The organism is Halorubrum vacuolatum, from assembly GCF_900188065.1.
In the GTDB taxonomy this organism is placed as follows: domain Archaea; phylum Halobacteriota; class Halobacteria; order Halobacteriales; family Haloferacaceae; genus Halorubrum; species Halorubrum vacuolatum.
Map to the genome: position 1 here is coordinate 43776 of NZ_FZNQ01000004.1, position 23164 is coordinate 66939.

The following is a 23164-nucleotide window of genomic DNA, read 5'->3' on the forward strand; positions in this document are numbered from 1 at the left end:
TGTCCGTTGAGCTCGTAAACGGCCACGTGTTCGGACGGTCGGGCGCTTGCACCGCCGTGCGATCCGCGGGACGGATCCGTGCCTACAAAGTAGGGTGAGCGCTGACGGTGGCGTATGGATCCGCAGGCGTTTATGAAGGCACGGCTCGATCGGGGAGCGGTGCCGTTGGCCGTCGGCGACGTGCTCGCGCTGATCGTGTTGTTGACCGTCGGCACGTTGAACCACGTCCCGGCGTCGTTCCTGATCGACAACCCGCTTCATCTCCCCGAGGTGTACGCGCCGTTTCTGATCGGCTGGCTGCTCATGGCCCCGCTCATCGGGGCGTACTCCGCCGGGGCCGTCGAGACGGCGAAGTCGTCGATCCCGCTCGTGATCCGTTCGTGGATCCCCGCGGCGGCCATCGGGTTCGTCCTCCGGGAGTTCGTCTTCGCCGGCGGCGCGAGCCCCGTCTTCGTCGGTATCATCTTCGTTACGGGCCTGATCGCGCTGGCCGGCTGGCGCGCGCTCTATTTCAAGCTCCGCGGGTGAAGCTCACATCCCGGGTGCGTTCCCGGGAGGATGACCACCCCGTGGTCGTCAGGCGGCGGGCATGTGAAACACTTACAATCAAGCGTCTGAGAGCCTCTCGGCACTATAGTTACTCATAACTTATGAGTAACCATCGGATATTGGCCACCCTCGTAACGGCACAGGTATGGGAAATGTTTATAATAACCCCACACATAGTATAGAGTGTATTATGACTGGATACTACGACTACGTGCTCGGGCTCATCCCGGCGGTGCTGATCGGAATCACTGCGGTCTTGACTCTGGTCGGCTTGTCGACGCCGTTCGCCGTGTCCGTAGGCGCGATCATCGCGGTAGGCCTGATGGGCCACGCGATGTTTGTCAAGGGTCCAGTCGTCGACGTCGGCGCACCGACGAACCACACGGACGGGGCGAACGGCACCCACCCGGGAACCGGTACGTCCGACTGAACCGCTCGATTTTCGCGACGCCGTCGGTCGAACACACCATCCCAGCGACGCGTTTCGCCGTAGCCTGCAACGTTTAGCCGTCCGCTCACGAATGTCGGTGTATGACCGACGCCCTGTTCCTCACGAGCGCCGACGTCGACGACCTCGCCGAGCCCGCCGACTACGTGACCGCCGTCCGCGACGCCTACCGGCAGATTGGGGAGGGAGCACCCGCGGAGCCCCGAACCAAGCTCATCTCCCGTTCCCCGCCGGGGATGCTCACGACCTACGCCGCGGTGCTGCCCGAGACGGGCGCGATGGGCGGTTACATGTATTCGGCCGGCTTCGACGCGCGTGACGCGTGGTTTATGACCCCGCTGTTTGATGCCGACTCCGGGGAGCCGCTGGCGCTCATCGACGGTGCCTCGATGAATCCGTTTAAGACGGGTGCGGCCGGCGCGGTCGCCGTCGACGCGCTCGCCCGCGAGGACGCCACCTCGCTCGCCGTGATCGGCAGCGGCGCGCAGGCGCGTGGCCAGCTCAAAGCGACCGCCACCGTCAGGGCGTTCGAGACGGTCCGCGTCTTCTCGCCCACCCCCGAGAACCGCGAGGCGTTCGCGGCCGCGTTCGACGAGGAGCTGGACGCCGACGTGCGGGCGGTTTCGGACGCAAGCGAGGCGGTCTCGGGTGCGGACGCGGTCATCACCGCCACGAACGCGAGCGATCCGGTGATCGACGACAGCGATGTCGAACCCGGCACCCACGTGACGGCTATGGGGCAGTACCATCGCGAACGCAACGAGCTCCCGCCCGAACTGATCGCGCGAGCGACCTACGTCCCGGACCTTCGGGCTCGCGCGACACACGACGCCGGGTCGTTCCTCGCCGCGTTGGAGGCCGGCCTGATCGACGAGGATCACGTCGCTACCGACCTCGGGGAGGTCATCTCGGGGAGCCACGCCGGTCGAACCTCGGCGGAGGAGGTGACCGTCTTCGACTCCGGTGGAACCGGGATCGAGACGGTTGCGGCCGCACACATGCTCTACACTCGAGCCGTCGACGCGGGACGTGGCGAGTCCATCTCGTTCGCGCCGGCAAGCGAGGCGCTGACGGGGGAGTGACCGGTTCAAACCGGGATACGCCCGTCGGAGACTACGGCCGCTGGCTCGGGTGACGGGTCGTCGCGCCGTGGATCGCTCGATAGACCCTGGGGAACGCGGCATAAGCGATCGTCGGAACGATGATCCCGCCGAAAAACGCAACGAGCAGGGACCCGATCGCTGCAGCGACGGCTGCGACACCGAACGTCGCCGCGAGGAACGTCGCGGAGAAGTAGGTCGCGCGGAGCGGGACGCTCGAGAGTTCGCCGAGACGCGGCCACGGACCGAGGTCGATCGCCTGGGCCCGAAGGACCGCGAGCGAGAACGACCCGACGATGAGCGCCGCAAGCCCCGCGAGCGGGATGGCGTCCGGATAGAGGTGCTGGAAGAGCACGACCGGAACGAACGCGGGCGTGGAGAGGGCGGTGATCTCGATGCCGGCATAAAAGTAGCGTTCGACCCACAGACCCACACCCTCCTTCTGTTGGGAGTAGTGTTTCTCGTCGTAGCCACGCGGTTCCTTGCTCATGAGAGGCGGTATCTGAGGATGGCGGCGATGCCGCCGAGGTTCGAGAGCTGTTCGCCCGGCGCGAACGCCGCGGAGAAGACGACGACGTCGCCGCCCTGCCGTTCGACCGTCTCGATCACCTCGTCGACGTCGACCGACCAGTCGCCCTCGCCCTGTCGCTCGGTTCGGAGGCGCTCGTCGACGACGAGTAACGTCTCGACCGCGCCGAAGGAGGCCGCCTCGGCGACGTCCTCGGGTCCGTACGTCGCCTTCGCGCCGCGAGCGATGTTCTCGGTGAGCTCGTCGATCAGGTCGGCTTCCCGGGCGATCCGCGTCTCCTTTTGGACCTCGTCAACGGCTCCGCGTTTAAGCACCTCGTGGACCCCACGATCGCCCGCCGCTGAGGTGTCGACGACGGCGGCCGAATCGAGGACCCCGGGGAACGACTCGGCGATGTAGTCGCGCGCGTCGTTCTTCGTGAACCCCGGGCCGGCGAGGATGACCGCGTCCGAATCGAGGTGGGTGAGCGCCTCGCCGAGCTCCGCGAACAGCTCGGTTCGCGGACGGGAGTACTCCCCCTTGCCGGTGGGTTTGGTGAAGGAGGCGTACTCCTCGGTCCCGTACTGTTGAACCGTGTGGATGTAGGCGGCCCCCTCCTCGACGGTCACGATGGCGACATCGGGGTTTTCGGCGGCCTCCGTCGCCTCCTCCAAGCGATCGGTCTGGTCCGGTTTGAAGTGTTTTTCCACCGTGATCTCGTCGTGTTCCTCGACGTTGATCGTGTGGTGAGCGCCGAGTTGGTCCTCGCGCGAGCAGCCGACGATGACCCCGGAAACGCGTAGGCGGTTGGCGAAGCGAGCGAACTCGATGTCCTCGATTTCAAGCGTGACGTGGAGGTGTTCACGCTGGCCGCCGGTGTCACGCATGTGATCCTCGTCGCGTTGGATCCGGCGGGTGGTGTCCCCGTCGACCAGATCACCCGGTTCGAGGACGTGTGCGAGATGCCAGAGGTCGTCGACGTTCTCGGGGACGAGCGTGAGTCGCTCACGGCCCTCCTGGCCATCGCCCCGATTCGCGATGCGCATGGCTGGGGGTTCGATTCGTGACCTATCAACCCTTGTCATCTCTGTTCGGTGGGCGAGGGTGGGAGCCGAGTCTGGGCTCATCGCTCCTCGACGGTCGGATCTCGCTGCTCAACGGGCGGACCCCACTGGAACGCGGACTCCCCGTCGTCCGGTTTTTCGGATGAGGTCTTGTCGCCCCCGCGGTCATCGTGACCAGCCGAATCACCGCCTGCCCGCGCGCCACCGACCGGACCGACGGTCCGACCGACCTGGACGGCCGGCGGCGCTTCGGCCGCGGACCGGCGGGTGCGGGCGGTGACAGGGGACGACACATCCCGATCGGGGCCGGGCGAGGCTTCGTCGTGGGGTCCACCGCCGTCGGTCGCCTCGATGGAACTGACGGGCGTCTCGACGGATCGATCGATCGCGTCGTCGGCGACCGGTTGCGATGCCGGCAAGTCGGGCTGAACCGTGGGTGGGTCGGGGTGCGCCCCGGCGTCGGAGCCGGCACGCATGGCCCCCGCACCCCGGCCGTAGAGCGCGTGGACGGCGACACGGATCGTGAACACGAACGTGATCCCGACGAGCAGCGGGACGAACGGCGTGGCGAGCGCGTATCCGACCAGAGCGGTTGCGAGCGCGAGGAGCCAGGCGACGGCGTATTCGCCCGAGGCGGCGACACGAACCGCCCGACGGGGTCGGATCGCATCGCGGAGCCGGCCCGTCTCGGCCAACACGGCGAGCGCGGCGGGCCGAACGTAGACGAAGAAGACGAGGTAGCCGAGGACGGCGACCCCGGCAACGCCGCTGAGAAGCCCGGCGATGACCGAGAGGGCCGACTCCTCGCCCACCGGCGTGCCCTCCCCGACGGTCGTCTCGGCGATGGGATCGAGGTCGACCGGCGCGGGATCGACGATCACCGAGTCGATCCGGCCGGCGTCCGCGAGCAGGCCGATCGCGACGACGACGCCGACGACGATGATAACGGGCAGGAGATACCAGACGGTGAGGCAGACGGAGCGAACCCCGTCGCGGTAGAGCGTCCCCCAGCGGACGAACGACGGCGCGCCGGCGGCGTTGCCGTCGTGGACGCCCTCACGGACCACACGGAGGAAGTAACCGCGGGTAATAAGCGCGGGTGCGAGCGCGACCGGAGCGAGGAATAAAAAGACGGGAACGAGCACCGAGACGAGGAGCCAGATCGGCACGATGATCCACGAACAGAGCGTGAGAACCGTCCCGACGATGGCCACGCCCGGGGCGTCGGCCGTCCGAAACGGCGTCGAGAGGGCCTCACGAAGCATACCGGGTACACGGGCGGCAGCATATAAAGGATCACGCGATCCGGATGGGGGTGGCCGGCGCGATTCGGGTCCCATCGACGATCGATCCCGGCCGTCACTCACCGATCGATCCTGAAAGCCACTCAAGTATTAATCCCGGCCGGACACAACACCGTGTATGCGCATCGGCTGTACCGTCGGCGTCGACCTCGACCTCGTCTCGGCGTCCTCTGACGCCTTCGATTTCGTCGAGATCGGCGTCGGCGACGGAAGCCTTCCACCCGAAACGATCGACCCCGATCGCCTCGCAACCGACCTCGCGGGTCGCGACCTCCTCGTCCACCTTCCTTACAGCGGCACGCTCACGAGCTACGCTCCGGAGCTCAACGACGGCTTCGTCGCCTCCCAGCGCCGGCTGCTCGAGACGGTCGGCGATCTCGGCGCGGAGAAGGCGGTGTTACACGCCACGACCGCCGACCGCGACGACGTCGAGTTTCGCGAAATCGCCGCCGAGCAGCTTCGACGCGTCGCCGACGCCGGGTGGGATGCGGGCGTGGAGGTCGTCGTCGAAAACGTCGGCCATCACCACGACGGGGTGCAGCTCTCGATTCTCGGTGACCTCGTCCGCGAGACGGACCTCCCGGTCTGTTTCGACATCGGCCACGCCTATATGGAGGGTGGAAACGACGCGATCAAGCGGTTCCTGCGGAGCCACGCCGACCGGATCTCCCACTTGCACCTTCACGACGTGCGTCGCCGGGGCGACACCCACCTGCCGATCGGTGCGGGCGAGATCGAGTATGACCCGGTACGTGAGACGCTCGCCGACTTCGACGGCACCGTCGCATTGGAGGTGTTCACCGACGACACGCGGCTACTGGCGGACTCCGCGGAACGGGCCGCCGAGATGCTCGGGACGACGTTTCCGACGCCCGAGGGGAACGGCACACACACCGTGATCGACGACGGCTAGGTCACACACCGTGATCGACGACGGCTACGTTCACGATTTGAGAGCTGGAATTTCGCGTGAGAGGAGGAATGCTATATCAACCGACACGTGGTGGTATATAAACGGCGTGTGGGGAAGTTCCCGATCCACGTCCAACGGTGATCGGCGACTCGGAGTGGGCGTTAGGTTCGGAACGACTCCCCGCAGCCGCACTCGGAGACGACGTTCGGGTTCTCGACGTGGAAGCCCGCAGCCTGCAGGCCGCGTTCGTAATCGAGCCTGCTCCCGCCGATGTAGTTCTTACTCGCCGGATCGACGAACACCCGAAGGCCGTGGTGCTCCACGACCATGTCGTCGTCCTCCGGTTCGGTGTCGAAACGCATGCCGTACGAGAGGCCCGCACAGCCGCCCTGCTGGACGAAGAGCCGCAATCCCGCCACGTCGGTGTCGAGGCCCTCGCCCGAAAGCAGCGCAAGCGCCTCCTCGGCGGCGTCCGGTGTCACCTCGATCGCCGTCTCGTCGCTCGGCTGGGCCGGTTCGGTGCTCATGGCAGCCTGTTCCTCCCGCAGGAGCAAAACCCTGACGGCGGTCAGTTTATAATCGATGTCGGCTCCAAAACCCCTCGTGTGCACCATCGTTGCCGCACGGGGGAACGCGGGTGTGTGGTGCGGTCCCGTGCGGTTTCGTGGCCGTTACCGACCCGGCCCGCGGTGAGACACGCACCACCTGCCCGCAATCCCATGCCATCCGTCGGCTGAACTGGGCCACACAACGACACCGAGGCGGGAGCGCTCAGTACACCATTATCACGGGTTTCGGCTACTCCTCAAGCCGTTTCCGGACGCTCTCGGCGTGGGCCTCCAGCCCCTCGGCCGTTGCCAACGTCGTGATCGTCTCGGCGAGCGACGCAAGGTCGTCCCGATCGAGGCGCTGAACGGTCGAGGAGCGGAGGAACGTGTCCGTGGAGAGCCCGCCGTACCGTTTCGCGCCGCCGTTCGTCGGCAGCACGTGGTTCGTCCCGGCGGCGTAATCGCCGGCTGCGACCGGCGAGTACGGCCCGAGAAAGACCGATCCCGCGTTCGTGATCCGGTCCAACAGCGCCTCGTCGTCCGCGGCGATGATCGAGAGGTGCTCGGCGGCGTACTCCTCGGCGAAGAGCACGGCCTCCGATATCGACCGCGCGAGGAGGACGCCGGACGCGTCGTGTGCGAGCGCCGCCCGGATCGTTTCGCTCCGTGTCCGCTCCTCGATGCCGGCATCGACCGCCTCGACGATCGCACTCGCCAGATCCGCATCGTCCGTGACGGCAACGACGGAGGCGTCCGGATCGTGTTCGGCCTGAGCGAGCAGTTCCGCGGCGACGAGTTCGGGATCCGCGGTGTCGTCGGCGAGTACCAACACCTCGCTCGGCCCGGCGAGGAAGTCGATCTCGACGTCCCCCTGAACCGCCGCTTTCGCCGCGGTCACCCACTTGTTTCCGGGGCCGACCACCTTCTGGACGCGTGGAACCGTCTCGGTCCCGTACGCGAGCGCCGCGATGGCCTGCGCGCCGCCCACCTGATAGACGGCGTCGGCGCCGGCCTCGTGAATCGCCGCGAGCGTCACCGGGTTCAACTCGTCGGCGGGAGGGGTCGCGACCGCGACGTGCTCGACGCCGGCGACGGTCGCCGGGATCACACCCATCAGCGCGCTCGACGGATACGCCGCCGAACCGCCGGGGACGTACACGCCGGCTCGGGCTATCGGCCGAAATCGCCGTCCGAGTTCGCGACCGTCGAACTCCGCCCGCCAGTCCTCCGGTCGCTGCCGCTCGTGGAACGCCCGGATGTTCGCCGCCGCGTTCCTGATGGCGGTGAGAACGGGATCACTCGCGTCCTCCAATTCGGCGTGGGCGCGCGCGGCGTCGTCGGTGACATCGATGTTTCCGACGGTCGTGTCGTCGAACTTCGCGGCGAACGCACGAAGTGCCGCGTCGCCCTCCTCGCGGACCCGATCGATGATCGACTGTACGTCCCCGCGGACGTCCTCGACGCCGGCGTCGCGTTCGAAGAAGGCGCGCCGTTCCCCCGGCGAGAGGTCGGCGACGGCTCGTACCTGCATAGCCTCCCTCGGGGCCGAGGTTAAAAGGACGTTCCGGCTCGGTGGTACGGTCCGCTCGCGACTTACTCCATCGGTCGGATCCCGGTCACATCGAGCGTCGCGAGGAGGACCAGCCCAGCGATCAACAGGACGCTTGCGAACAGAAGCGGCGCGGAAAGCATGACCGCGAGCTCGTATGAGGCGACGAGTCTGGTCGTTCCGCGCACGACGAACGACGCGAGGACCAATCCGAACGCGAGAAGCGTCAGTTGGACGAACCGTGACCGATCCATGATCCGACGGATCAGTCGGTTCGGAGGATCGCCGAGTCCCGCGGACCGTGCCGACGGGAGCCGGACTCGCCGTCGAATCCGTGGCTCACCTCGTAGAAGACGGCTTCCGGGTCACGGTTCCACTGCCACCGCCAGCGCGTGTGTGCGAGCAACCAGAGCTTTCGTGGGGTCGAAAGCTGTGGCGTCGCGGTCAGCGTATCGTAGCCACGCCTCCGAATGAGTCGATGGTGATCGGCATAGAGCACGGCCGCGAGAAGCACGGCGAACTGACAGTCAGCCGGGAGGTACTTGATCCCCGCGACGCCCTCCTCGTAGAGCCGCTCGGTGCGGGAGAGCTCGTCACGCATGACGGCGGCGACGTTCGAATCGAAGCGTCGGTCCAGGATCTGTTGCTCGTCGACGCCGTGCTGTCGAAGCGACTCCAGCGGGAGATAGATCCGCTGCCGTTCGATCACGTCCTCGCCGACGTCACGGAGGAAGTTCGTCATCTGGAACGCCTCACCGAGCTTCGTCGCGTGTGGCAGCGCGGCGTCCTCGTTTTCGACCTCCATGATCGCCGTCATCATTCGGCCGACGGCCGCCGCGGAGCCGTTCATATACGCCTCGAGGTCCGCATACGTCTCGTACCGGTCGGTGTCGATATCGCTCGCCATCGCGTCGATGAACGCGTTCACGTCCGCATCCGCGATCCCGTACTCCTCACGGACGGTGGAGAACGCATCGAGGATGGGATCGTCCGTCGGCTGTCTCCCCAAGGCGGCAAGCCGCAGCCGCTCAAGTTCCTCGTGCTGCACCTCCGGCGGCGGTGTCTCCTCGGCGTCGACGACCTCATCGGCGATGCGAAAGAACCCGTAGAGCACGTACGTCGGATGGCGGGTCCGCTCCGGGAGCACCCGCGTGGCGACGTGGAACGTCTTGCCCGTCCGACGCTGGATCCGCTTTCCCTGGGCAACCTGTGTGTCGTCTACCATGGTGTCCTCGGACCAACGGCACGGAGGATTGCAAGCGGGTCGCCAGACATATCTTCCAGTTCGGTCTCCACGGTCATAACAGTTCGCACACCCCTACGGTTTCTCGTTTCAGTGGACGAACTCCGGACGATTTCCCGTCCACCGTCCCTGCCCCGAAGGGCTCAATAAAACGTGTCGCTGCAGTCGTAGACGACCCCGTGACTGGGGCAAACGTACTTGCAGTGTCTGTGATACATCGGCGTTCCACAGAGCGGGCAGGGACGCCCACCTGGACCGTCGCGTCGCCCGCGCGTTTTGGACGTCCCGGCCGTCCGATCGTCCGTCCGGGTCGTTGAGTCGTCGTTAGGCACCGTTTATTAACGTCCGCCTCCGGGAAGTTAACTCCGTCGTCGGCTTACATCCCCGCGAGGGCTTCGTAGACGTCCTCGGCGAGGTCCTCGTCGACGAACGGCAGCGTCACCACGCCCTCCCACTCTTCATCCGTGAGCGCGTCGACGGTCGGGCCATCGAGGGATACCTCGCGAACGACGGCCCCATCCAGCGTCATCACGATCTCGAACCCGTCCGGATCGGCCTCCGCTCCGGCGGCGGCAAGCTCGTCCTGAAACCGCTCACGCCCCGTCTCCGTGAGTTCGATGAAAACGAGGTACTCCTCATCGTCGGGATGGACGCCCTGGACGTGTACGAGGTCGGCGGCCGTGAAGAGTTCCCGGTCCCCGTCGTCGTCGACCAATCGCGCGATGAAGGGGGTTTCCGGGTCCACCTCGACGTAGTGTGCGTCCGTTTCGTCCTCGTCCGTCGCCGGATCGTCAACCGCGGATGCGCCCATGAACCCGACGGCTCCGACCGCGCCGATCGCCGCCAGCCCGCCGAGTGCCCCGCGTCGAGAGAGTTCCATGTCCGACCGGTCGGGAAACCGAAATAAAAGGCTTTCACGCCGATTCACGACGCTGATAACTGCGGCCACCGATCGGATGCTCCCGCGCCTCAGGCGTCGCTTTCGAACGAGATCGCCTCAAGCGTCGTCGTCTCCCCGAAGAGCCAGTCGGCGTGGTCGATCGCGTACGATTTGTGGTCGGCGGTGATGTAGCCCAGCGCGTCCGTCACGATGACGGGGCGATAATCCCGTAACCCGGCGCTCGCGGCGGTGTGAAGGACACAGACGTTCGCGAGCGTCCCACAGATCAGGAGATCGTCGATCCCGTGGGCATCCAGGTAGCCCTCGAGTTCGGTCCGATGGAAGGCGTCGTAGGTGTGTTTCAGTACGACGTGGTCGTCCGCGTGAACGTCGAACCCATCGACGAGTTCCGCCTCCCAGGAGCCTTCGATGACGTGTTCGCCCCATCGCTCGAACTCGTCGTAGTAGTGGTTCCCCTCGAACTGTTCGGGCGGATGGACGTCTCGGGTGAAGACGACGGGCGCGCCGGCCTCGTGGGCCCGGTCGACGAGCGTGCTCACCGGCCCGATCGCGGCCTCGCTCGGGTCCGCGTGGAGGCTTCCGTCCGGATGACAGAAGCCGTTCTGCATGTCGATGACGACGACGGCGGTGCGGGTCGGATCGTACATGTCGGTCGATTGTATCCGAGCACCAATAAGCGTCGGCGTGGCCTCCGCTCCATCCATGACGCCACCGGCAAGGTACTTACGCAGGCGCTCGCTATGGATCGCATGGGACGGATCCGCAGCCCGTCGGGCACGCTCCCCGCGGTCCTCGTCTTTCTCCTCGTCGCCCTCACAGCCCTCACGCTTTCGACCGCCGGGGTCGGCGCGGCGACCGCCCCGGTCGTGGACGCCGCCGAGTGTACCGACGGGAGCGAGAACGAACTCGTCGGCTGCTGGAACGGGATCCATCACACGGCGGATCCGGACGGCGATCTCGGCATCGATCAAGCCGACGGGCTGAGCGATGAGGAGTTGGCGGACCTCACCTCGCTCAAGATGGCTCGCGTGGAGGCGATCCGTGAGCGACCGTTCGAGGCCGAAGTGGCCGTCGATGTCCTCACACGGGAGGAGTTCGCGGACCAACGGACGGAGACGGATCGGGACCCGGAGTTCGACCGCTGGAACGATCAGGTCTGGAAGGCGCTCTTCGTCATCGGTGAGGACGAATCCAGCGGGGAGGTGATCGACGAGGTCTTCTCCGGGGCGGTCGCCGGATTCTACTCGCCGGCCGACGATCGGATCGTCATCGTCGTCGACGACGATGAGAACGTGCAGGTTTCGCCGTCGACGCTGTTACACGAACTCGGCCACGCGATGCAGGACCAGTACGACGATTTGAGTGACGAGCGGTTCACCGGCGAGACCCAGGACGCCGACCTCGGCATCGACGGGGCCGTCGAGGGCGAGGTGGTCTACATGGAGGAGGTGTATGCCGAACGCTGTGCGGACGAGTGGGCCTGTACGCCGGAGCCGTCAGGGACCGGCGGCGGGGGTGGTGAGGAGAACCTCGGCGTGTTGCTTACCGTCCTCCAGCCGTACTCCGACGGCGCACCCTACGTCGACGAACTGATCGAGGCGGACGGTTGGGAGGCCGTCGATGACCTGATGGCCGATCCGCCGGAGACGACCCGCGAGACGATCCATCGGGAGCCGTTCGAACCGACCCCCATTGACCTCAACGATACCGCCGAGGAGGGTTGGGAGCGGTACGACGAGCAGGGCGTCAACGGCTCGGATACGGTCGGCGAGGCGTCGATGTTCGTCTCGCTGTGGTATCAATCAAGCACCTACGATGCGGGTGTAATGGCACACGACGATCTGTTTCCAAGCGAGGATGCACATCCCTATCAGACCTATAACTACTCACACCCGGCGACGAACGGCTGGGCGAACGACGTCCTCTACCCCTACCGGAACGACGAGGGCGACGAGGAGCGGGACGGCTACGTGTGGCGGATCGAGTGGGAAAGCGGCGCGGACGCCGAGCGGTTCCACGAGGCGTACCTCCAGATCCTCGACGCCCACGACGCCGACCACCGACCCGACGGCATCTACGAGGTCGCCGACGGCGACTTCCGGGGGGCCTACGGGATCGAACGCAACGACACGACGCTGACGATCACCCACGCGCTGGCGCCCGACGAGGTGTTCGAGATCCGCCCGGATCTCGACCCGACGGACACACCTGCGAACGTCGAGCCCGACGATTCCTTTGACGAGCCGATCGGGGACGACCTCGGCGGCGTCGATCCCGACGGGTCGCCCGAGGCGGACGATGTCGGTGACGACGCGCCCGGATTCGGTGTCCTCGTTGCGCTCGCGGCGGTGCTGTCGGCGGCCACACTCCTCGCCCGCCGAAGCCGGACCATTTAGAGTCCCGGCCCGGCTAGCCCGTGTATGACTGATTTCGACATCGTCGGGCCCGAAGCGATCCGAGAGGGTCGCGCGACCGACGCCTACTTCGAACGGACCGAGACGACGCTTCGGGAGGCAGGCCGGAACCCCCGGGTCGTCGCGGAGGTGACCGCGGACCAGTTCCCCGACGGCGAGTTCGAGCTGTTCGCCGGGTTGAAGGACGCGGTCGCCCTGCTCGAAGGTCGGCCGGTAGACGTCGACGCGCTCCCCGAAGGTCGGCTCTTCGACGGGGGACCGGTGATGCGGATCGAGGGCGAGTATCGGTCGTTCGCCCGCTTCGAGACCTCGCTTCTCGGGTTCCTCTCACACGCCTCCGGGATCGCGACCGCCGCGCTCGACTGCCGGGTCGTCGCCCCCGATGCGACCGTGTTCTCCTTCGGCGCCCGCCACGTCCACCCCGCGATGGCCGCGACGGTGGAACGCTCCGCGCTGCTCGCGGGCTTCGACGGCTTCTCACACGTCGCCGCCGGCGACCTCCTCGGTCGGGAGGCAGCGGGGACGATGCCGCACGCGCTCGTCCTCTGTTTCGGCCCCGGCGAACAGGAGGCAGCGTGGGTCGCCTTCGATGAGGCCGTCGACGACGATGTCCCGCGGATCGCGCTCTGTGATACCTACACGGACGAACGCGACGAGACGCTCCGGGCGGTCGCTGCACTCGGAGACCGGCTCGATGGAGTCCGGATCGACACCACCGGCTCCCGGCGGGGCGATTTTCGCCACATCGTCCGGGAGGTTCGCTGGGAGCTTGCGGCCGCCGGCCGGCCCGAACTGCCGATCTACGTCTCCGGCGGGCTCGGCCCGGACGACCTGCGCGAGCTTCGCGACGTCGTCGAAGGGTTCGGCGTCGGCGGATACGTCTCGAACGCCGACCCGGTCGACTTCTCGCTCGACCTCGTCGCCGTCGACGGCACGCCGGGGGCGAAACGGGGGAAGCTCTCCGGCGTGAAGGAGGCATACCGGACCGCCGACGGCGCACATGCGGTTCGCCCGTCGGCCGATCCCGCACCCGACGACGCCGAGCCGTTGCTCACGCCGGTCCTCCGTGACGGCTCGCTCGTCGACGGCGCGGACGACCTGTTCGCGCTCGAATCGGGCATCGAGCGCGCCCGCTCGGACGCGTCGCTCGTCGGGTATGGCGAGGCGTGAAAATCCGGAGACGATCGGCGCTTACAGCTCCTCAACGGCGCCGCCGTCAACGCGCTCGCGGAACACCTGTCCCTCGATCAGCGTCACCATCGTGTCGTCGTCCTGCCAGGCGTTCGGCGGGAGTTTGGCCTTTCGGCAGGCGCGCGAGAGGAACTCGGCGCCGGACCAGTCGTTCTCGACGGGAAGCGTCGGGTAGAGCCAGCCGTGGGCGTTGCCGCGGTCGACCGCGACGCCGTGAGTACCGATCTCGAGGTCCGCGAGGGGATCGTTCGTGATCACGGTGTTCGAGACGATACAGACGGAGACGACGATGTTGTCGAGCTCCTTCGGTTCGACCTCCGAGCCACAGGAGTCGCCGGAGGCGGCCTGGATGGCGGCCTCGACGATCGCGTGTCCGAGCTGCTCGGTCGTGTCCCACGCGCCGGCACAGCCACGGAGCCGGCCGCGTCCCCGCGTCGATTGAAGCCTGACGAACGCGCCGGTCCGCGCGTAGAACGCCTCGCGCATGCTTCCGGGCTGTTCCCGCTGTCCCTGTCGTACGAACGATTCGACCGCCTCCCGCGCGAGTTCGACCGCTCGTGCTCCGTCGTCGTATGAGAGATGAACGGTCTGGGCCTCGGACATACCTCACATTGCGCTGCCGTGAACTTGAACGCTTCCCTTGGCGGTGAAGGTTCATGAGGAACCCTGATCGGACGTGAGAGCGCTGAAAAACCCGGATTTCGGGGCGTTCCTTCCGGCTTCGATCCCGTGGCCACGGCGGTCCAGTCGGATCACATCCGGTCAACCGAACGATCACACCCGATCGACCGAACGGCTTATTCGGACACGCCGGGTACGTTATGGCGGACAGAGGGAGCCCGACTCCCGTGCATCCGCATGAGGAAAGTCCCCCCACCGGCCGGACGGGCGACCGGGCTCACGCCCGGAGTCGGAGACGGCTGGCGCTGGAACAGCAACGAGACCCCCCGCCCCGACCGATGAGGTGCGTCAGGTCGCCATCGGCGACCGGCGACGTCCGTAGCCTCGCTATGGCCGTGCGAACCGACTCGTAAGAGGAGGGAGCTAACCCACCGAGGGCCCACGACGGGCGGGAACGGATGGAACGGCGAATCCTCGCCGGTGCAAGTCCGTGCCATCAGGTAGTCCGGCCACGGCGCGGACGCTGAGCCGAATGTCGGGACGAACCGAAGGGGGCTTACTCCCCTCAGTCCAGCTCACCCGTGGAGCGACGGCGATATCCTGTGACATCCGTGGTCGCTTTACCGATTCGACGAGGGCCTCACGGTCCACCGACCGTACACTCAGTCGACGGCCGCAAGTCGCCGGCGGATCGTCTCTTCGACCCGTTCGATGCATCCACGCTTGCCGAAGCCGAAATGGACGGTATTCGTATCGACCGGGGTTGAAAACAGGCTCTCGCTGTCAGCGGTGATTCCGTCCTGTTCGATCTGGAGGTAGCTGATGACGAGTCGCTTCGAGTACGTCACGCCGGTGATCTCGGATAGGGGGATCCACCGATCGGTGAACTGTGACTTCGGGGCGCGTTCGATGAAGACGCCGTCGGGGTAGACGTGGACGGTGCCGTCTTGACACTCACAGGTAACGAGGATCTCGTCCTCGCGAGGAGGTCCTGTCGGGGGCTCATCGGTACGCTCGGACTCCATTACAGGTCCGTTTCGGGAGTTGATATAAAAAGGCTGGCGCCGTGTGCATCCGTTTCAGGGACAAGCAACTCCGACCCGTCCTCTCTCGTTCAAAACGGAAGCGGTAAGACAGCCATCTCGGCGAACTCCTCGATTTCGTCGGCGAACGTGACCGAGATGTAGAGGATGGTGAAGATCACGGCGTTGTGGAGGCCGTGGAGCAGCGACGGCACGACGATGTTCTCGGTGTACTCATAGACCGCCCCGAAGACGAGGCTCGGGAAAAAGAGGATGGCGACGGTCGTCAGACGACCCTCGACCCCGCCGGTGAGCGCGACGACGTGGATGAACGCGAAGACGGCGGAGGCGATGACGATCGACGGCGCCGCGGGGAGGCGCTCCCTGAGCCGCCCCTGAACGACCCCGCGATACAGGATCTCCTCACAGGGGCCGATCACGAGGAACGACGCGAGGATGAAAAGCGGGATGATCGCGGGGTTGTCGATCGCGAGCTCCGCGCTCTGGTTCGCCGCCGTCTCCACGCCGAGCAGCTGGACGATAAACGAGATGCTGAGCACCGACGCGAGGATCACCACCCAGCCGACGACGACGAGGCCCAACTCGAAGGGGGTCGGCCAGCGCACGCCGAGATAGGAGACGATCCTCGAGCGGTCGAACCCACGCCAGGCGAGGTAGGCGATGGCGAGCCCGGCGAAGGCGACGTACTGGCCGACGATGAGCGTGAGGACTAGGTTCGCGACGAGCGGGAGTCCACCCACCGCCCAGTCGACGGCGAAGATCCCGAATCCACCCACCACCGCGATAAGCGGTCCGAGAAAGCCCAATCCGACGGCAACGATGACGGCGACTGCCGCGGAGTCGTTCGTCCCGCCTCCATCGTCGTCGACGACAGTTCCCTCGGGCGGATCGGGTGTGGGGCCCCGTGTGTCGTCGGCACCCAGCGTCGTCGTCTCGACGCCGCCGTCCGGCGCCGATTCGTCCTCGCTGTTTGCCGAGCGGGTTTCGTCCCGCCGATCGGCCGGCGCACGTCCGTCCCCGTCGTTGCGGGAGGTGTCGGTCATTATTCACCCCTAGGCGATGGAGGTTGAAAAGGGCCTTCGTCGTGACGCTCCGGGAGCGTCCGCTCCGTTCGGCTCACCGGCTGATCAGTTCGTAGTACACCAGCGCGGTGACGGCCCGGCCGTCGCGGAGTTCGCCGTCGATGGCGGCGCTCACGAGTTCGTCGTACTCGACGACGGTGACCCGTATCGACTCGTTGTCATCGAGGTTTCGCTCCCCGATCGGTCGGCAGCCCCGGGCGACGAAATGATGATGGACGGCGTTCGACACCCCGTTCGTCGGTTCGATGGTGAGGAGATGTTCGAAGGAGTCGGCTTCATACCCGGTCTCCTCGGCGAGTTCGCGGGCGGCTGCGCCCACCAGGTCGTCGCCGTCGGCGTCCTCGACCGAGCCGGCCGGCAAGCCACGGTTGACCCGGCCGACCGCCTGTCGCCACTCGTCGATGGCGACGACGTCGCCCTCGGGCGTGAGCGGAAGGACGACCACGGCCGGCGGCTCCTCGACGGAGTGGTACTCGTCGGCGGTTCCGTCCGGAAACCGCACGTCGTCGCGGCGGATCTCGAACCCCGGACAGCGGTACTCGATCTCGGTGTCCGTCGTCTCCCAAGCGAGGTCATCCATGCCGGGTTCTCCGCCTGCGGACGGATAAAACCGACCGGGTTGGACCCGTATCGAACCGCCGCCGTATCCGACCGCGTGTCCGGTTGAACCGACTCATCCCTCCGCAGTCATGCGGTTTAATCCGGCTAAATTCGGGACAAGGGTCGTCCCGTATGAAGTCTCGGGGTGGCATATGGACGTGTATGTCACCGTGGGAGCGACGGTACGTCGGGGAACTCATCGATGCATTGGAACGACACGATCGGATCCCACCTGCCGTCGCCACGGAGGCGCGTCTGGCCGTCGATGAGGATCGGTACCGCGACGCACTCGATACCGTCCTCGCCGTTGCTTTCGAGGATACCCCCCCGACCGGGATCGACCTCGACGGCGATACCTACGGGTACACGGACGGTACGTGCCGTCCCGTCGCCGGGGAGGAGTGAACCGCGGACGGCTACGCCCCGTCCTCGAGGCATGCGACGACCGGACGGTCCGCCCCGTACAACACGTCCTGTGTCACGTCGCCGAAGACCGCCTTTCCGACCGGCGATCGTCGGGTTCCGCCCACGACGAGCAGGCTCGCGTCGACGTGGGCTCCATGTTCCATGATCGTCTCGGCTGGGTCGCCGATGAGCCCGACGTGATCGACGGCCGATGGAACCGTCCCGGGCCCTGCGGTGTCCACGGTCCCGCCGTCGGTGGGTATCGTTTCCTCGCGCGTCCCGTCGAACGCCCGTTCGAAGGCGGCGGCCGCGACCTCCGCCGCCGCGTCGCGGACGGCCCCGAACGTCGGCGTCCCCTCGCCACCGTTCCGGTCCTCGAATCGCTTCTCCGATCGGACGTGGACGACGTGGAGGGGCTCATCGAGGCCGACGGCGAGTCGGGCCGCCTCGCGGATCGGTTCCGGCCGACAGTCCTCCCCCGGAACGCCGACGACGACGGTCATCGCTCCACGCGGGGGCGGCCCCCTGGCTCGTCGGCGCCCGATCCCGCATCCTCCATCCCTCCATCAGCGTCCGGATCGGTCGGGGACAGCGCCTCGCCGGCGTGGTCGCCCGCGATCGCCCGGGAGGTCGCAAGCGGGGAGACGCTGATCTCGCCGTCGATGGCCGCTCGTCTGTCGGAACCGGCGTCGTCTGCGACGTCACCACGGAGGAACTCCCGCCAGAATCGATCCCGAAGTTCGAGGCCCATCTCGCCGCGTCGTTCCTCGGCGCCGGCCTCCGAGGCGGCCGTCTCGCCGGGGCGGAACTCGATCACATCGAACCCACGCGCGGGCTCCGTGATCCGATAGGTCGGGGCATCGGCGGCCTCGTCGCTCGCGGCCGGCACGTTGACGTTGATCACGTCGGCGCCTAAGGGGAGTCCGTCGCGTTCGAACCGTTCGACGAGCGCCACGGCCACCCGCCCGGCGAGCGCGAAGTCGTCCCGCCCCGTCGTCGGCGACACCGGGAGGTTCCCCCGATCGTACATCGAGACGGCGATCCCCGGCGTGCCGAGGAACGCGGCCTCCATCGCCGCGCCCACCGTCCCCGACTGCCCGAGGATGTGCGCGCCGATGTTCGGGCCGTGATTACAGCCGGAGACGACGAGGTCGGGATCAAGCCCGAGCGCGACGTCCGCGACCGCGACGCAGTCGGCGGGAGTTCCCTCCACCGCGTAGCCGAACGGCGTCTCCGCGTACTCCACCGTCGTCTCCCACCAGGACCGCCGGCCGCCGACGCCGGACTGGTTCGTCGCCGGCGCGACCACGGTCACGCGGTGGTCGGCGGCGAGCGCGTCGTGAAGCGCCCGGAGGCCGGCGGCGTCGATGCCGTCGTCGTTCGTGAGGAGAATATCAACGCTCATACTCCTCTCTGGTCACCGCGGGTAAAAACCTCGGCGAAACGCGATCCGCGGTCGGCCGAGTCGCCGGAGACTGCCGACCCTCAGTCGGCAGCGACGCGGCGACGGGCGTCCGCCATCGCCAACACGTCATCGAAGAACCCGAGCGAGTCGTGCGGGCCGGGGTTCGCCTCGGGGTGGTACTGCCGCGTGATGACCTCCAGTTCCTCGCTGTCGAGTCCCTCGACGGTGTCGTCGTTGACGTTCACCTGGGTCACCTCCAGCGGGCCGGTGTCGTCGACGGTGTAGCCGTGGTTCTGTGTCGTCATGACCACCTGCCCGGTGCGGAGGTCGCGGACGGGCTGGTTGACGCCGCGGTGACCGAAGGCCATCTTCTTCGTGGAGCCGCCGAGTGCGCTCGCGATGATCTGCTGGCCGAGACAGATTCCCGCAAGGGGCAACTCGCCCGCGAAGGCGTCGACGACCGCCTGCGCGTCGACGAAGTTCTCCGGGTCGCCGGGGCCGTTCGAGATGAAGAGCACGTCCGGGTCGATCGCCTCGACCGCCTCCGGTGTCGCGTCGTACGGAAGGACGTGGACGTCCGCGCCGCGCTCGGTCAGCGAGCTGATGATCGAACCCTTCGCGCCGCAGTCGATGAGCGCCACGTCGACCTCGCCGCCGCCCTCGTGGACGGTCGGCTCCGCGATGGTGACCTGCGCGCCGATGTCGGTATGGTCGCTCATCGGGACGCAGGCCTCCATCTCCGCGACCGCGTCCTCGGGTGTGACGTCCTCGCCGGCGGCGATCCCGCAGGCCATCGCACCCTCCTCGCGGACGGTCGTGACGATCTCGCGGGTGTCGACGTGGTCGACGGCGGGAACGTCCTCGCCCGCCAGCCATTCGGCGACGTCGTCGGTCATCTCGCGGGCGATCGCCGCGCGGGGATGAACCGTCTCGGATTCGAATCGCTCCGCTCGGACGCCGTAGTTCCCGATCAAGGGGTATGAGAAGGTCAGGATCTGTTCGGCGTAGGAGGGATCGGTCAGCGATTCCTCGTAGCCGGTGTACGCGGTCGTGAACACCAGTTCACCACGTGTACGCCCCGGCACGCGGGTGCGTGCTTCGAGCACGCGCCCGTCGGCCAGCGCGATGTAGGCGTCCGACATTACGAGATACGTATGCATGTTCGCTAATAAATGCGTCGTTCGTAGATTCGTTACGATATTCGTAACGGGTAAGTCGGACGCGCCGTACGTGACGACATGGACGACCTCGATCGACGGATCCTCTCGATCCTCCGACGGGACGCCCGAACGCCCTATACCGAGATCGCCGATCGCGTCGGGACCTCCGAGGGCACCGTGAGAAACCGCGTCGATCGGATGACCGAGGAGGGCGTTATCGAACGGTTTACCGTCACCACCCGCACGGGGAACGTCAAGGCGATGATCGAGATCTCCGTGGAAATGAACGTCAACACCGCCGCCATCGGCGAGCGGATGGTCGAGTGGGAGGAGGTCGATTTCGTCTGGCAGGTCTCCGGCGAGGAGGACGTCGTGCTCGTCGTCGATGCCGTCGACACCCGCGCCGTCAACGAGTTGATCACCAAAGCCCGCGAGATGGACGAGGTCAAATCCACCAAGACGCGGCTCATCCTCGAAGAACGGCTCGGATGAGACCCCGTGGGTGAAGGTGAGGCCATCCCGACGCGTATCGAACGCTTATTAGTCCCCGTCGACGAGGATTTCCTCATGAGCACACATGACGCCAACGCCTCCGGGGCGGACGCCCCCGAAGTCGACGCCGCCGGGAGCGCCGACGACGCGGACGTCGAACACGAGAACGCCCTGCAAGACGTCATCGCCGTCGACCCCGACGACACCCCACAGGGGACCGTCAACCGCCTCGACGCCCACACCGGCGACGGGATCCGACACCGCGCGTTCACCTGTCTCGTCTTCGATACGGACGGCCGCATCCTCCTCGCACAACGTGCACCCACGAAACGATTGTGGGACGGCCATTGGGACGGCACGGTCGCCTCCCACCCCGTCGAGGGCCAGAGTCAGGTCGACGCGACCGAACAGCGCTTGGAGGAGGAACTCGGTATCACCCCCGACCAGTACGACGACCTTCGGGTGACCGACCGGTTCGAATACAAACGCTACTACCCGAACGAGGGCGTCGAGTGGGAGGTCTGTGCGGTGTTGAAGGTCACGCTCCAGGACACGTCGCTCGACCCCGACGACGAGGAGATCGGCGGGATGCTCTGGGCGGATTATGAACACCTCCACGAGAACCCCGCCCTCTACCGCCAACTCCGGCTCTGCCCGTGGTTCGAGATCGCGATGCGTCGCGACTTCGCGTAAGCAGCCTTCTGTCGAGCGTTGAACGTTCGTCCCCTGGGTTACATGCGGCGCAACATGTATGATGCACGAGCCGCTACTAGCGCGTATGGCAGCCGAAGAAGCTCCTGAAGAAACCAAAGTCAGTGACCGAGGGATGGTCACGATCCCAGCTGACCTTCGGCGACAGCTCGATATCGAGCCTGGTGACAAACTTCGTTGGCACACTGATGAAGCGGGTACGCTCACCGTAAAGGTGGTCAAGCAGCGGTATGGAGCGTTCGAAGACGACGATATGAAGGCGCCAATGGGCGGAGATAGCCTCGAAACACATGACCTCACCGGTAACGAGGAAGATCCAGCGTTTACGGAGGATACCTGAATGGCAGTTGGGGTAGTCGATTCCAACATCCTCATCGACTACAAGGACACCAGTCCGGAAACCCGCCATAAACGAGCTGAGAACATTGTCTATGCCATTGACAGCGGCGATCTCCCGGTCGCCCACGTCACGAATTATGTTCTGTTAGAAACGCTGAACTGGATTCACGAGCGGCAGCGACACGATATTGCTGTCGACTTGAAGACTCGCCTCGCCAATTCAGCAGGGTTTGAAGTGGTCCATTGTGCCCAGAAAGACTTCCACCGTGCCATGGAACTCTTCGAGAGCTATGGGCCGCTCTCGTTTGGTGACGCGACCGTTGTAGCGTATATGCAGCGGACGGGTATCGAGTACCTCTACTCGTTTGACGATGACTTCGACGGGGTCGAGAGTATTACACGGCTAGAGACTGTTGAGAACCCATTCAATTGAGTTTATGAAACACTCTCTCCGATGTCCCCACCGATACACCCTGTCCCCGAAACGCCGAGTTCAAGACGATTCCGCCGCCACCTCCGTGTATGACCATCGTCGTCGCGTTGGCGAACCCGCCGCGTGAGGGACTCGTCGGCACGGAACTGGCCGCCTCGACCCCGCTGTCGACGGCGGAGGCGGCCGATCTCTATGAGGCACAGCTCCGTGATCTCGTGCTCGCCGTCGACCGATCGGGTGGCGACCTGCTTATCAACTACCCCGAGCCGGACGCACTTCCCGAGGCGTACCGGACGGAGCGCTCCCCGGAGGCCGAGTTGCGCGCGGTCGTCGCCGACACGCTCGGCGGGACCGAGGAGGTTCGGTTCGAGCCGCAGGTCGGCTCGACGGTCAGCGCCCGCGCGGGCAACACCGTCACCCACCTGCTCCGCGAGGAGGGGGCCGACTCCGTGGCGGTCATGACGCCGACGACGCCGCTCTGTTCGCGGACGACCATCGATGCGGCCGCGATGAAGCTCCGAACCAACGGCGTCGTCCTCGGGCCGTCCACCGAGGGTCGGGTCCACTACGCGGGCTTCACCCAACCGATCGATTTCGAGGCGGCCTTCGAGCGGCCGAGCCTGTCGACGCTCGCTCAGCGGGGTCGTGACGCCGGGCTCGATGTCGAGTTCATCGAGCCGTTGCCCGTTCTGGAAACCGGGCGGGACCTGCTCGATGTCGTGCCCACGTTGCGCGCGCGGTTCACCGCCGAGCGCGTCGTCCCCAAACACGTCTCCGAGTTCGTCTACGATCACGGGCTCGATGTCGTCGTAGAGGACGGCGAGACGCGGCTCGTTCGAGAGGAGACTGAATAGGCTCCGTTGAAATGCTAGAGAGGTGGTGTATTCTGAACTCCCGTGATCAAGAGAGGGACCCAGCGAGCGATCCCGGACTCGATCGGTCAGTTATAAGTGCCACTAACCCGGTGACGAGAGCATATATAAACCGGCCCCTAGCGGTCGGCGCGCTCCGGTGAGCGCCCGAAGGGCGCGAACCGAGCGCGAGGGAGCCCACGGCTGATTTATAATCAGCCGTGGCGAGGCTGGGGAGGCGTGAGGTTGCGGTGTGGATTTACAACGTTCCAAGTTGGTGACGTGGAAGC

General features: G+C 66.3%; 29 protein-coding genes and 1 other RNA gene. 13 read left to right on the forward strand and 17 right to left on the reverse strand.

Going from position 1 to position 23164, the window contains the following annotated elements; translation table 11 throughout:
- Positions 1-114 precede the first annotated feature (114 nt).
- The 3 genes from CHB65_RS05685 to CHB65_RS05695 all read left to right on the forward strand — a co-directional run bounded on the left by CHB65_RS05685 (position 115) and on the right by CHB65_RS05695 (position 2079).
- A complete protein-coding gene (locus CHB65_RS05685) occupies positions 115-528 on the forward strand; it encodes a DUF3054 domain-containing protein (RefSeq protein ID WP_089384098.1) in 414 nt (137 codons plus the stop codon).
- Between the two features lie 211 nt (positions 529-739).
- Complete coding sequence (locus CHB65_RS05690) at positions 740-979, forward strand: hypothetical protein (RefSeq protein ID WP_089384099.1); 240 nt, start codon at positions 740-742, stop codon at positions 977-979.
- Positions 980-1080: 101 nt separating this feature from the next.
- Positions 1081-2079 carry an ornithine cyclodeaminase family protein gene (locus tag CHB65_RS05695; RefSeq protein WP_089384100.1) on the forward strand — a complete coding sequence of 333 codons (999 nt, stop codon included), beginning with the start codon at positions 1081-1083 and terminating at the stop codon, positions 2077-2079.
- Between the two features lie 31 nt (positions 2080-2110).
- On the opposite strand, the gene CHB65_RS05700 is transcribed toward CHB65_RS05695, so the two are convergent.
- From CHB65_RS05700 to CHB65_RS05710, 3 genes are all read right to left on the reverse strand, one after another.
- The gene (locus tag CHB65_RS05700; protein WP_245809909.1) at positions 2111-2587 is read right to left on the reverse strand and encodes a hypothetical protein; all 477 of its coding nucleotides are present in this window, start codon (positions 2585-2587) and stop codon (positions 2111-2113) included.
- Positions 2584-3651, reverse strand: coding sequence for an mRNA surveillance protein pelota (locus CHB65_RS05705; protein ID WP_089384101.1), 1068 nt, complete (start codon positions 3649-3651; stop codon positions 2584-2586). Before CHB65_RS05705 ends, CHB65_RS05700 begins: the two co-directional genes overlap by 4 nt.
- Positions 3652-3728: 77 nt before the next feature.
- Positions 3729-4934 (reverse strand): DUF4013 domain-containing protein, encoded by a 1206-nt coding sequence (locus tag CHB65_RS05710; RefSeq protein WP_179213591.1) that lies wholly within the window; start codon positions 4932-4934, stop codon positions 3729-3731.
- 157 nt (positions 4935-5091) lie between these two features.
- Here CHB65_RS05710 and CHB65_RS05715 point away from each other — a divergent pair, with 157 nt between their 5' ends.
- Positions 5092-5886, forward strand: a complete 795-nt coding sequence (locus CHB65_RS05715) for a sugar phosphate isomerase/epimerase family protein (protein WP_089384103.1) — start codon at positions 5092-5094, stop codon at positions 5884-5886.
- Positions 5887-6047: 161 nt separating this feature from the next.
- Here the strand turns inward: CHB65_RS05715 and CHB65_RS05720 are convergent, their stop codons facing one another.
- The 7 genes from CHB65_RS05720 to CHB65_RS05750 form a co-directional block, all read right to left on the reverse strand.
- Positions 6048-6413, reverse strand: a complete 366-nt coding sequence (locus CHB65_RS05720) for a HesB/IscA family protein (RefSeq protein WP_089384104.1) — start codon at positions 6411-6413, stop codon at positions 6048-6050.
- Between the two features lie 271 nt (positions 6414-6684).
- Entirely contained in the window at positions 6685-7965 is a 1281-nt protein-coding gene (gene hisD, locus CHB65_RS05725; RefSeq protein WP_089384105.1) for a histidinol dehydrogenase, read from the reverse strand.
- 62 nt (positions 7966-8027) lie between these two features.
- Positions 8028-8237 carry a hypothetical protein gene (locus CHB65_RS05730; protein ID WP_089384106.1) on the reverse strand — a complete coding sequence of 70 codons (210 nt, stop codon included), beginning with the start codon at positions 8235-8237 and terminating at the stop codon, positions 8028-8030.
- An 11-nt stretch (positions 8238-8248) separates the two neighbouring features.
- Complete coding sequence (locus CHB65_RS05735; protein ID WP_089384107.1) at positions 8249-9208, reverse strand: phytoene/squalene synthase family protein; 960 nt, start codon at positions 9206-9208, stop codon at positions 8249-8251.
- 161 nt (positions 9209-9369) lie between these two features.
- Positions 9370-9558, reverse strand: coding sequence for an HVO_2523 family zinc finger protein (locus CHB65_RS17990; RefSeq protein ID WP_089384108.1), 189 nt, complete (start codon positions 9556-9558; stop codon positions 9370-9372).
- A gap of 44 nt (positions 9559-9602) precedes the next feature.
- Positions 9603-10106, reverse strand: coding sequence for a preprotein translocase subunit SecD family protein (locus CHB65_RS05745; RefSeq protein ID WP_089384109.1), 504 nt, complete (start codon positions 10104-10106; stop codon positions 9603-9605).
- Between the two features lie 89 nt (positions 10107-10195).
- Positions 10196-10774: a cysteine hydrolase family protein gene (locus CHB65_RS05750; protein WP_089384110.1), complete on the reverse strand. Its 579-nt coding sequence runs from the start codon at positions 10772-10774 to the stop codon at positions 10196-10198.
- Positions 10775-10876: 102 nt separating this feature from the next.
- Between CHB65_RS05750 and CHB65_RS05755 the strand changes: the two genes are divergently transcribed.
- Both CHB65_RS05755 and CHB65_RS05760 read left to right on the forward strand, forming a co-directional pair.
- The gene (locus CHB65_RS05755; protein WP_245809910.1) at positions 10877-12523 is read left to right on the forward strand and encodes an Hvo_1808 family surface protein; all 1647 of its coding nucleotides are present in this window, start codon (positions 10877-10879) and stop codon (positions 12521-12523) included.
- Between the two features lie 24 nt (positions 12524-12547).
- Entirely contained in the window at positions 12548-13711 is a 1164-nt protein-coding gene (locus CHB65_RS05760; protein ID WP_089384112.1) for a nicotinate phosphoribosyltransferase, read from the forward strand.
- A gap of 21 nt (positions 13712-13732) precedes the next feature.
- Here CHB65_RS05760 and CHB65_RS05765 read toward each other — a convergent pair whose 3' ends face one another.
- The gene (locus tag CHB65_RS05765) at positions 13733-14335 is read right to left on the reverse strand and encodes a TIGR00296 family protein (RefSeq protein ID WP_089384113.1); all 603 of its coding nucleotides are present in this window, start codon (positions 14333-14335) and stop codon (positions 13733-13735) included.
- 224 nt (positions 14336-14559) lie between these two features.
- Between CHB65_RS05765 and rnpB the strand changes: the two genes are divergently transcribed.
- Positions 14560-14924, forward strand: an RNA gene (rnpB, locus tag CHB65_RS05770) — RNase P RNA component.
- Positions 14925-15015: 91 nt separating this feature from the next.
- On the opposite strand, the gene CHB65_RS05775 is transcribed toward rnpB, so the two are convergent.
- From CHB65_RS05775 to CHB65_RS05785, 3 genes are all read right to left on the reverse strand, one after another.
- Positions 15016-15378, reverse strand: a complete 363-nt coding sequence (locus CHB65_RS05775; protein WP_089384114.1) for a hypothetical protein — start codon at positions 15376-15378, stop codon at positions 15016-15018.
- Between the two features lie 89 nt (positions 15379-15467).
- A complete protein-coding gene (locus CHB65_RS05780; protein WP_089384115.1) occupies positions 15468-16439 on the reverse strand; it encodes a CPBP family intramembrane glutamic endopeptidase in 972 nt (323 codons plus the stop codon).
- Between the two features lie 73 nt (positions 16440-16512).
- On the reverse strand, positions 16513-17058 hold the full coding sequence (locus CHB65_RS05785; protein WP_089384116.1) for an NUDIX hydrolase: 546 nt from the start codon (positions 17056-17058) through the stop codon (positions 16513-16515).
- A gap of 182 nt (positions 17059-17240) precedes the next feature.
- Here CHB65_RS05785 and CHB65_RS05790 point away from each other — a divergent pair, with 182 nt between their 5' ends.
- Positions 17241-17483 (forward strand): hypothetical protein, encoded by a 243-nt coding sequence (locus tag CHB65_RS05790; RefSeq protein ID WP_089384117.1) that lies wholly within the window; start codon positions 17241-17243, stop codon positions 17481-17483.
- A gap of 11 nt (positions 17484-17494) precedes the next feature.
- Here the strand turns inward: CHB65_RS05790 and CHB65_RS05795 are convergent, their stop codons facing one another.
- The 3 genes from CHB65_RS05795 to carA all read right to left on the reverse strand — a co-directional run bounded on the left by CHB65_RS05795 (position 17495) and on the right by carA (position 20030).
- Complete coding sequence (locus tag CHB65_RS05795) at positions 17495-17986, reverse strand: universal stress protein (RefSeq protein ID WP_089384118.1); 492 nt, start codon at positions 17984-17986, stop codon at positions 17495-17497.
- The gene (gene surE, locus CHB65_RS05800; protein WP_089384119.1) at positions 17983-18888 is read right to left on the reverse strand and encodes a 5'/3'-nucleotidase SurE; all 906 of its coding nucleotides are present in this window, start codon (positions 18886-18888) and stop codon (positions 17983-17985) included. Before surE ends, CHB65_RS05795 begins: the two co-directional genes overlap by 4 nt.
- A gap of 80 nt (positions 18889-18968) precedes the next feature.
- Positions 18969-20030 (reverse strand): glutamine-hydrolyzing carbamoyl-phosphate synthase small subunit, encoded by a 1062-nt coding sequence (gene carA, locus CHB65_RS05805; protein WP_089384120.1) that lies wholly within the window; start codon positions 20028-20030, stop codon positions 18969-18971.
- Between the two features lie 96 nt (positions 20031-20126).
- On the opposite strand from carA, the gene CHB65_RS05810 reads away from it, so the two are divergent.
- The 5 genes from CHB65_RS05810 (at position 20127) to CHB65_RS05830 (ending at position 22877) form a co-directional block, all read left to right on the forward strand.
- Positions 20127-20540, forward strand: a complete 414-nt coding sequence (locus CHB65_RS05810) for an Lrp/AsnC family transcriptional regulator (protein WP_089384121.1) — start codon at positions 20127-20129, stop codon at positions 20538-20540.
- 75 nt (positions 20541-20615) lie between these two features.
- The gene (gene idi, locus CHB65_RS05815) at positions 20616-21233 is read left to right on the forward strand and encodes an isopentenyl-diphosphate Delta-isomerase (RefSeq protein WP_089384272.1); all 618 of its coding nucleotides are present in this window, start codon (positions 20616-20618) and stop codon (positions 21231-21233) included.
- Between the two features lie 85 nt (positions 21234-21318).
- Entirely contained in the window at positions 21319-21591 is a 273-nt protein-coding gene (locus tag CHB65_RS05820; protein WP_089384122.1) for an AbrB/MazE/SpoVT family DNA-binding domain-containing protein, read from the forward strand.
- Positions 21592-22023, forward strand: coding sequence for a type II toxin-antitoxin system VapC family toxin (locus tag CHB65_RS05825; RefSeq protein ID WP_089384123.1), 432 nt, complete (start codon positions 21592-21594; stop codon positions 22021-22023). It begins immediately after the preceding gene.
- An 89-nt stretch (positions 22024-22112) separates the two neighbouring features.
- Complete coding sequence (locus tag CHB65_RS05830; protein WP_089384124.1) at positions 22113-22877, forward strand: hypothetical protein; 765 nt, start codon at positions 22113-22115, stop codon at positions 22875-22877.
- Positions 22878-23164 lie beyond the last annotated feature (287 nt).

Coding starts and splice junctions, on each gene's coding strand:
- CHB65_RS05685 (WP_089384098.1), top strand. CDS start 115: ATGGATCCGCAGGCGTTTATGAAGGCACGGCTCGATCGGGGAGCGGTG.
- CHB65_RS05690 (WP_089384099.1), top strand. CDS start 740: ATGACTGGATACTACGACTACGTGCTCGGGCTCATCCCGGCGGTGCTG.
- CHB65_RS05695 (WP_089384100.1), top strand. CDS start 1,081: ATGACCGACGCCCTGTTCCTCACGAGCGCCGACGTCGACGACCTCGCC.
- CHB65_RS05700 (WP_245809909.1), bottom strand. CDS start 2,587: ATGAGCAAGGAACCGCGTGGCTACGACGAGAAACACTACTCCCAACAG.
- CHB65_RS05705 (WP_089384101.1), bottom strand. CDS start 3,651: ATGCGCATCGCGAATCGGGGCGATGGCCAGGAGGGCCGTGAGCGACTC.
- CHB65_RS05710 (WP_179213591.1), bottom strand. CDS start 4,934: ATGCTTCGTGAGGCCCTCTCGACGCCGTTTCGGACGGCCGACGCCCCG.
- CHB65_RS05715 (WP_089384103.1), top strand. CDS start 5,092: ATGCGCATCGGCTGTACCGTCGGCGTCGACCTCGACCTCGTCTCGGCG.
- CHB65_RS05720 (WP_089384104.1), bottom strand. CDS start 6,413: ATGAGCACCGAACCGGCCCAGCCGAGCGACGAGACGGCGATCGAGGTG.
- hisD (WP_089384105.1), bottom strand. CDS start 7,965: ATGCAGGTACGAGCCGTCGCCGACCTCTCGCCGGGGGAACGGCGCGCC.
- CHB65_RS05730 (WP_089384106.1), bottom strand. CDS start 8,237: ATGGATCGGTCACGGTTCGTCCAACTGACGCTTCTCGCGTTCGGATTG.
- CHB65_RS05735 (WP_089384107.1), bottom strand. CDS start 9,208: ATGGTAGACGACACACAGGTTGCCCAGGGAAAGCGGATCCAGCGTCGG.
- CHB65_RS05745 (WP_089384109.1), bottom strand. CDS start 10,106: ATGGAACTCTCTCGACGCGGGGCACTCGGCGGGCTGGCGGCGATCGGC.
- CHB65_RS05750 (WP_089384110.1), bottom strand. CDS start 10,774: ATGTACGATCCGACCCGCACCGCCGTCGTCGTCATCGACATGCAGAAC.
- CHB65_RS05755 (WP_245809910.1), top strand. CDS start 10,877: ATGGGACGGATCCGCAGCCCGTCGGGCACGCTCCCCGCGGTCCTCGTC.
- CHB65_RS05760 (WP_089384112.1), top strand. CDS start 12,548: ATGACTGATTTCGACATCGTCGGGCCCGAAGCGATCCGAGAGGGTCGC.
- CHB65_RS05765 (WP_089384113.1), bottom strand. CDS start 14,335: ATGTCCGAGGCCCAGACCGTTCATCTCTCATACGACGACGGAGCACGA.
- CHB65_RS05775 (WP_089384114.1), bottom strand. CDS start 15,378: ATGGAGTCCGAGCGTACCGATGAGCCCCCGACAGGACCTCCTCGCGAG.
- CHB65_RS05780 (WP_089384115.1), bottom strand. CDS start 16,439: ATGACCGACACCTCCCGCAACGACGGGGACGGACGTGCGCCGGCCGAT.
- CHB65_RS05785 (WP_089384116.1), bottom strand. CDS start 17,058: ATGGATGACCTCGCTTGGGAGACGACGGACACCGAGATCGAGTACCGC.
- CHB65_RS05790 (WP_089384117.1), top strand. CDS start 17,241: ATGTCACCGTGGGAGCGACGGTACGTCGGGGAACTCATCGATGCATTG.
- CHB65_RS05795 (WP_089384118.1), bottom strand. CDS start 17,986: ATGACCGTCGTCGTCGGCGTTCCGGGGGAGGACTGTCGGCCGGAACCG.
- surE (WP_089384119.1), bottom strand. CDS start 18,888: ATGAGCGTTGATATTCTCCTCACGAACGACGACGGCATCGACGCCGCC.
- carA (WP_089384120.1), bottom strand. CDS start 20,030: ATGTCGGACGCCTACATCGCGCTGGCCGACGGGCGCGTGCTCGAAGCA.
- CHB65_RS05810 (WP_089384121.1), top strand. CDS start 20,127: ATGGACGACCTCGATCGACGGATCCTCTCGATCCTCCGACGGGACGCC.
- idi (WP_089384272.1), top strand. CDS start 20,616: ATGAGCACACATGACGCCAACGCCTCCGGGGCGGACGCCCCCGAAGTC.
- CHB65_RS05820 (WP_089384122.1), top strand. CDS start 21,319: ATGGCAGCCGAAGAAGCTCCTGAAGAAACCAAAGTCAGTGACCGAGGG.
- CHB65_RS05825 (WP_089384123.1), top strand. CDS start 21,592: ATGGCAGTTGGGGTAGTCGATTCCAACATCCTCATCGACTACAAGGAC.
- CHB65_RS05830 (WP_089384124.1), top strand. CDS start 22,113: ATGACCATCGTCGTCGCGTTGGCGAACCCGCCGCGTGAGGGACTCGTC.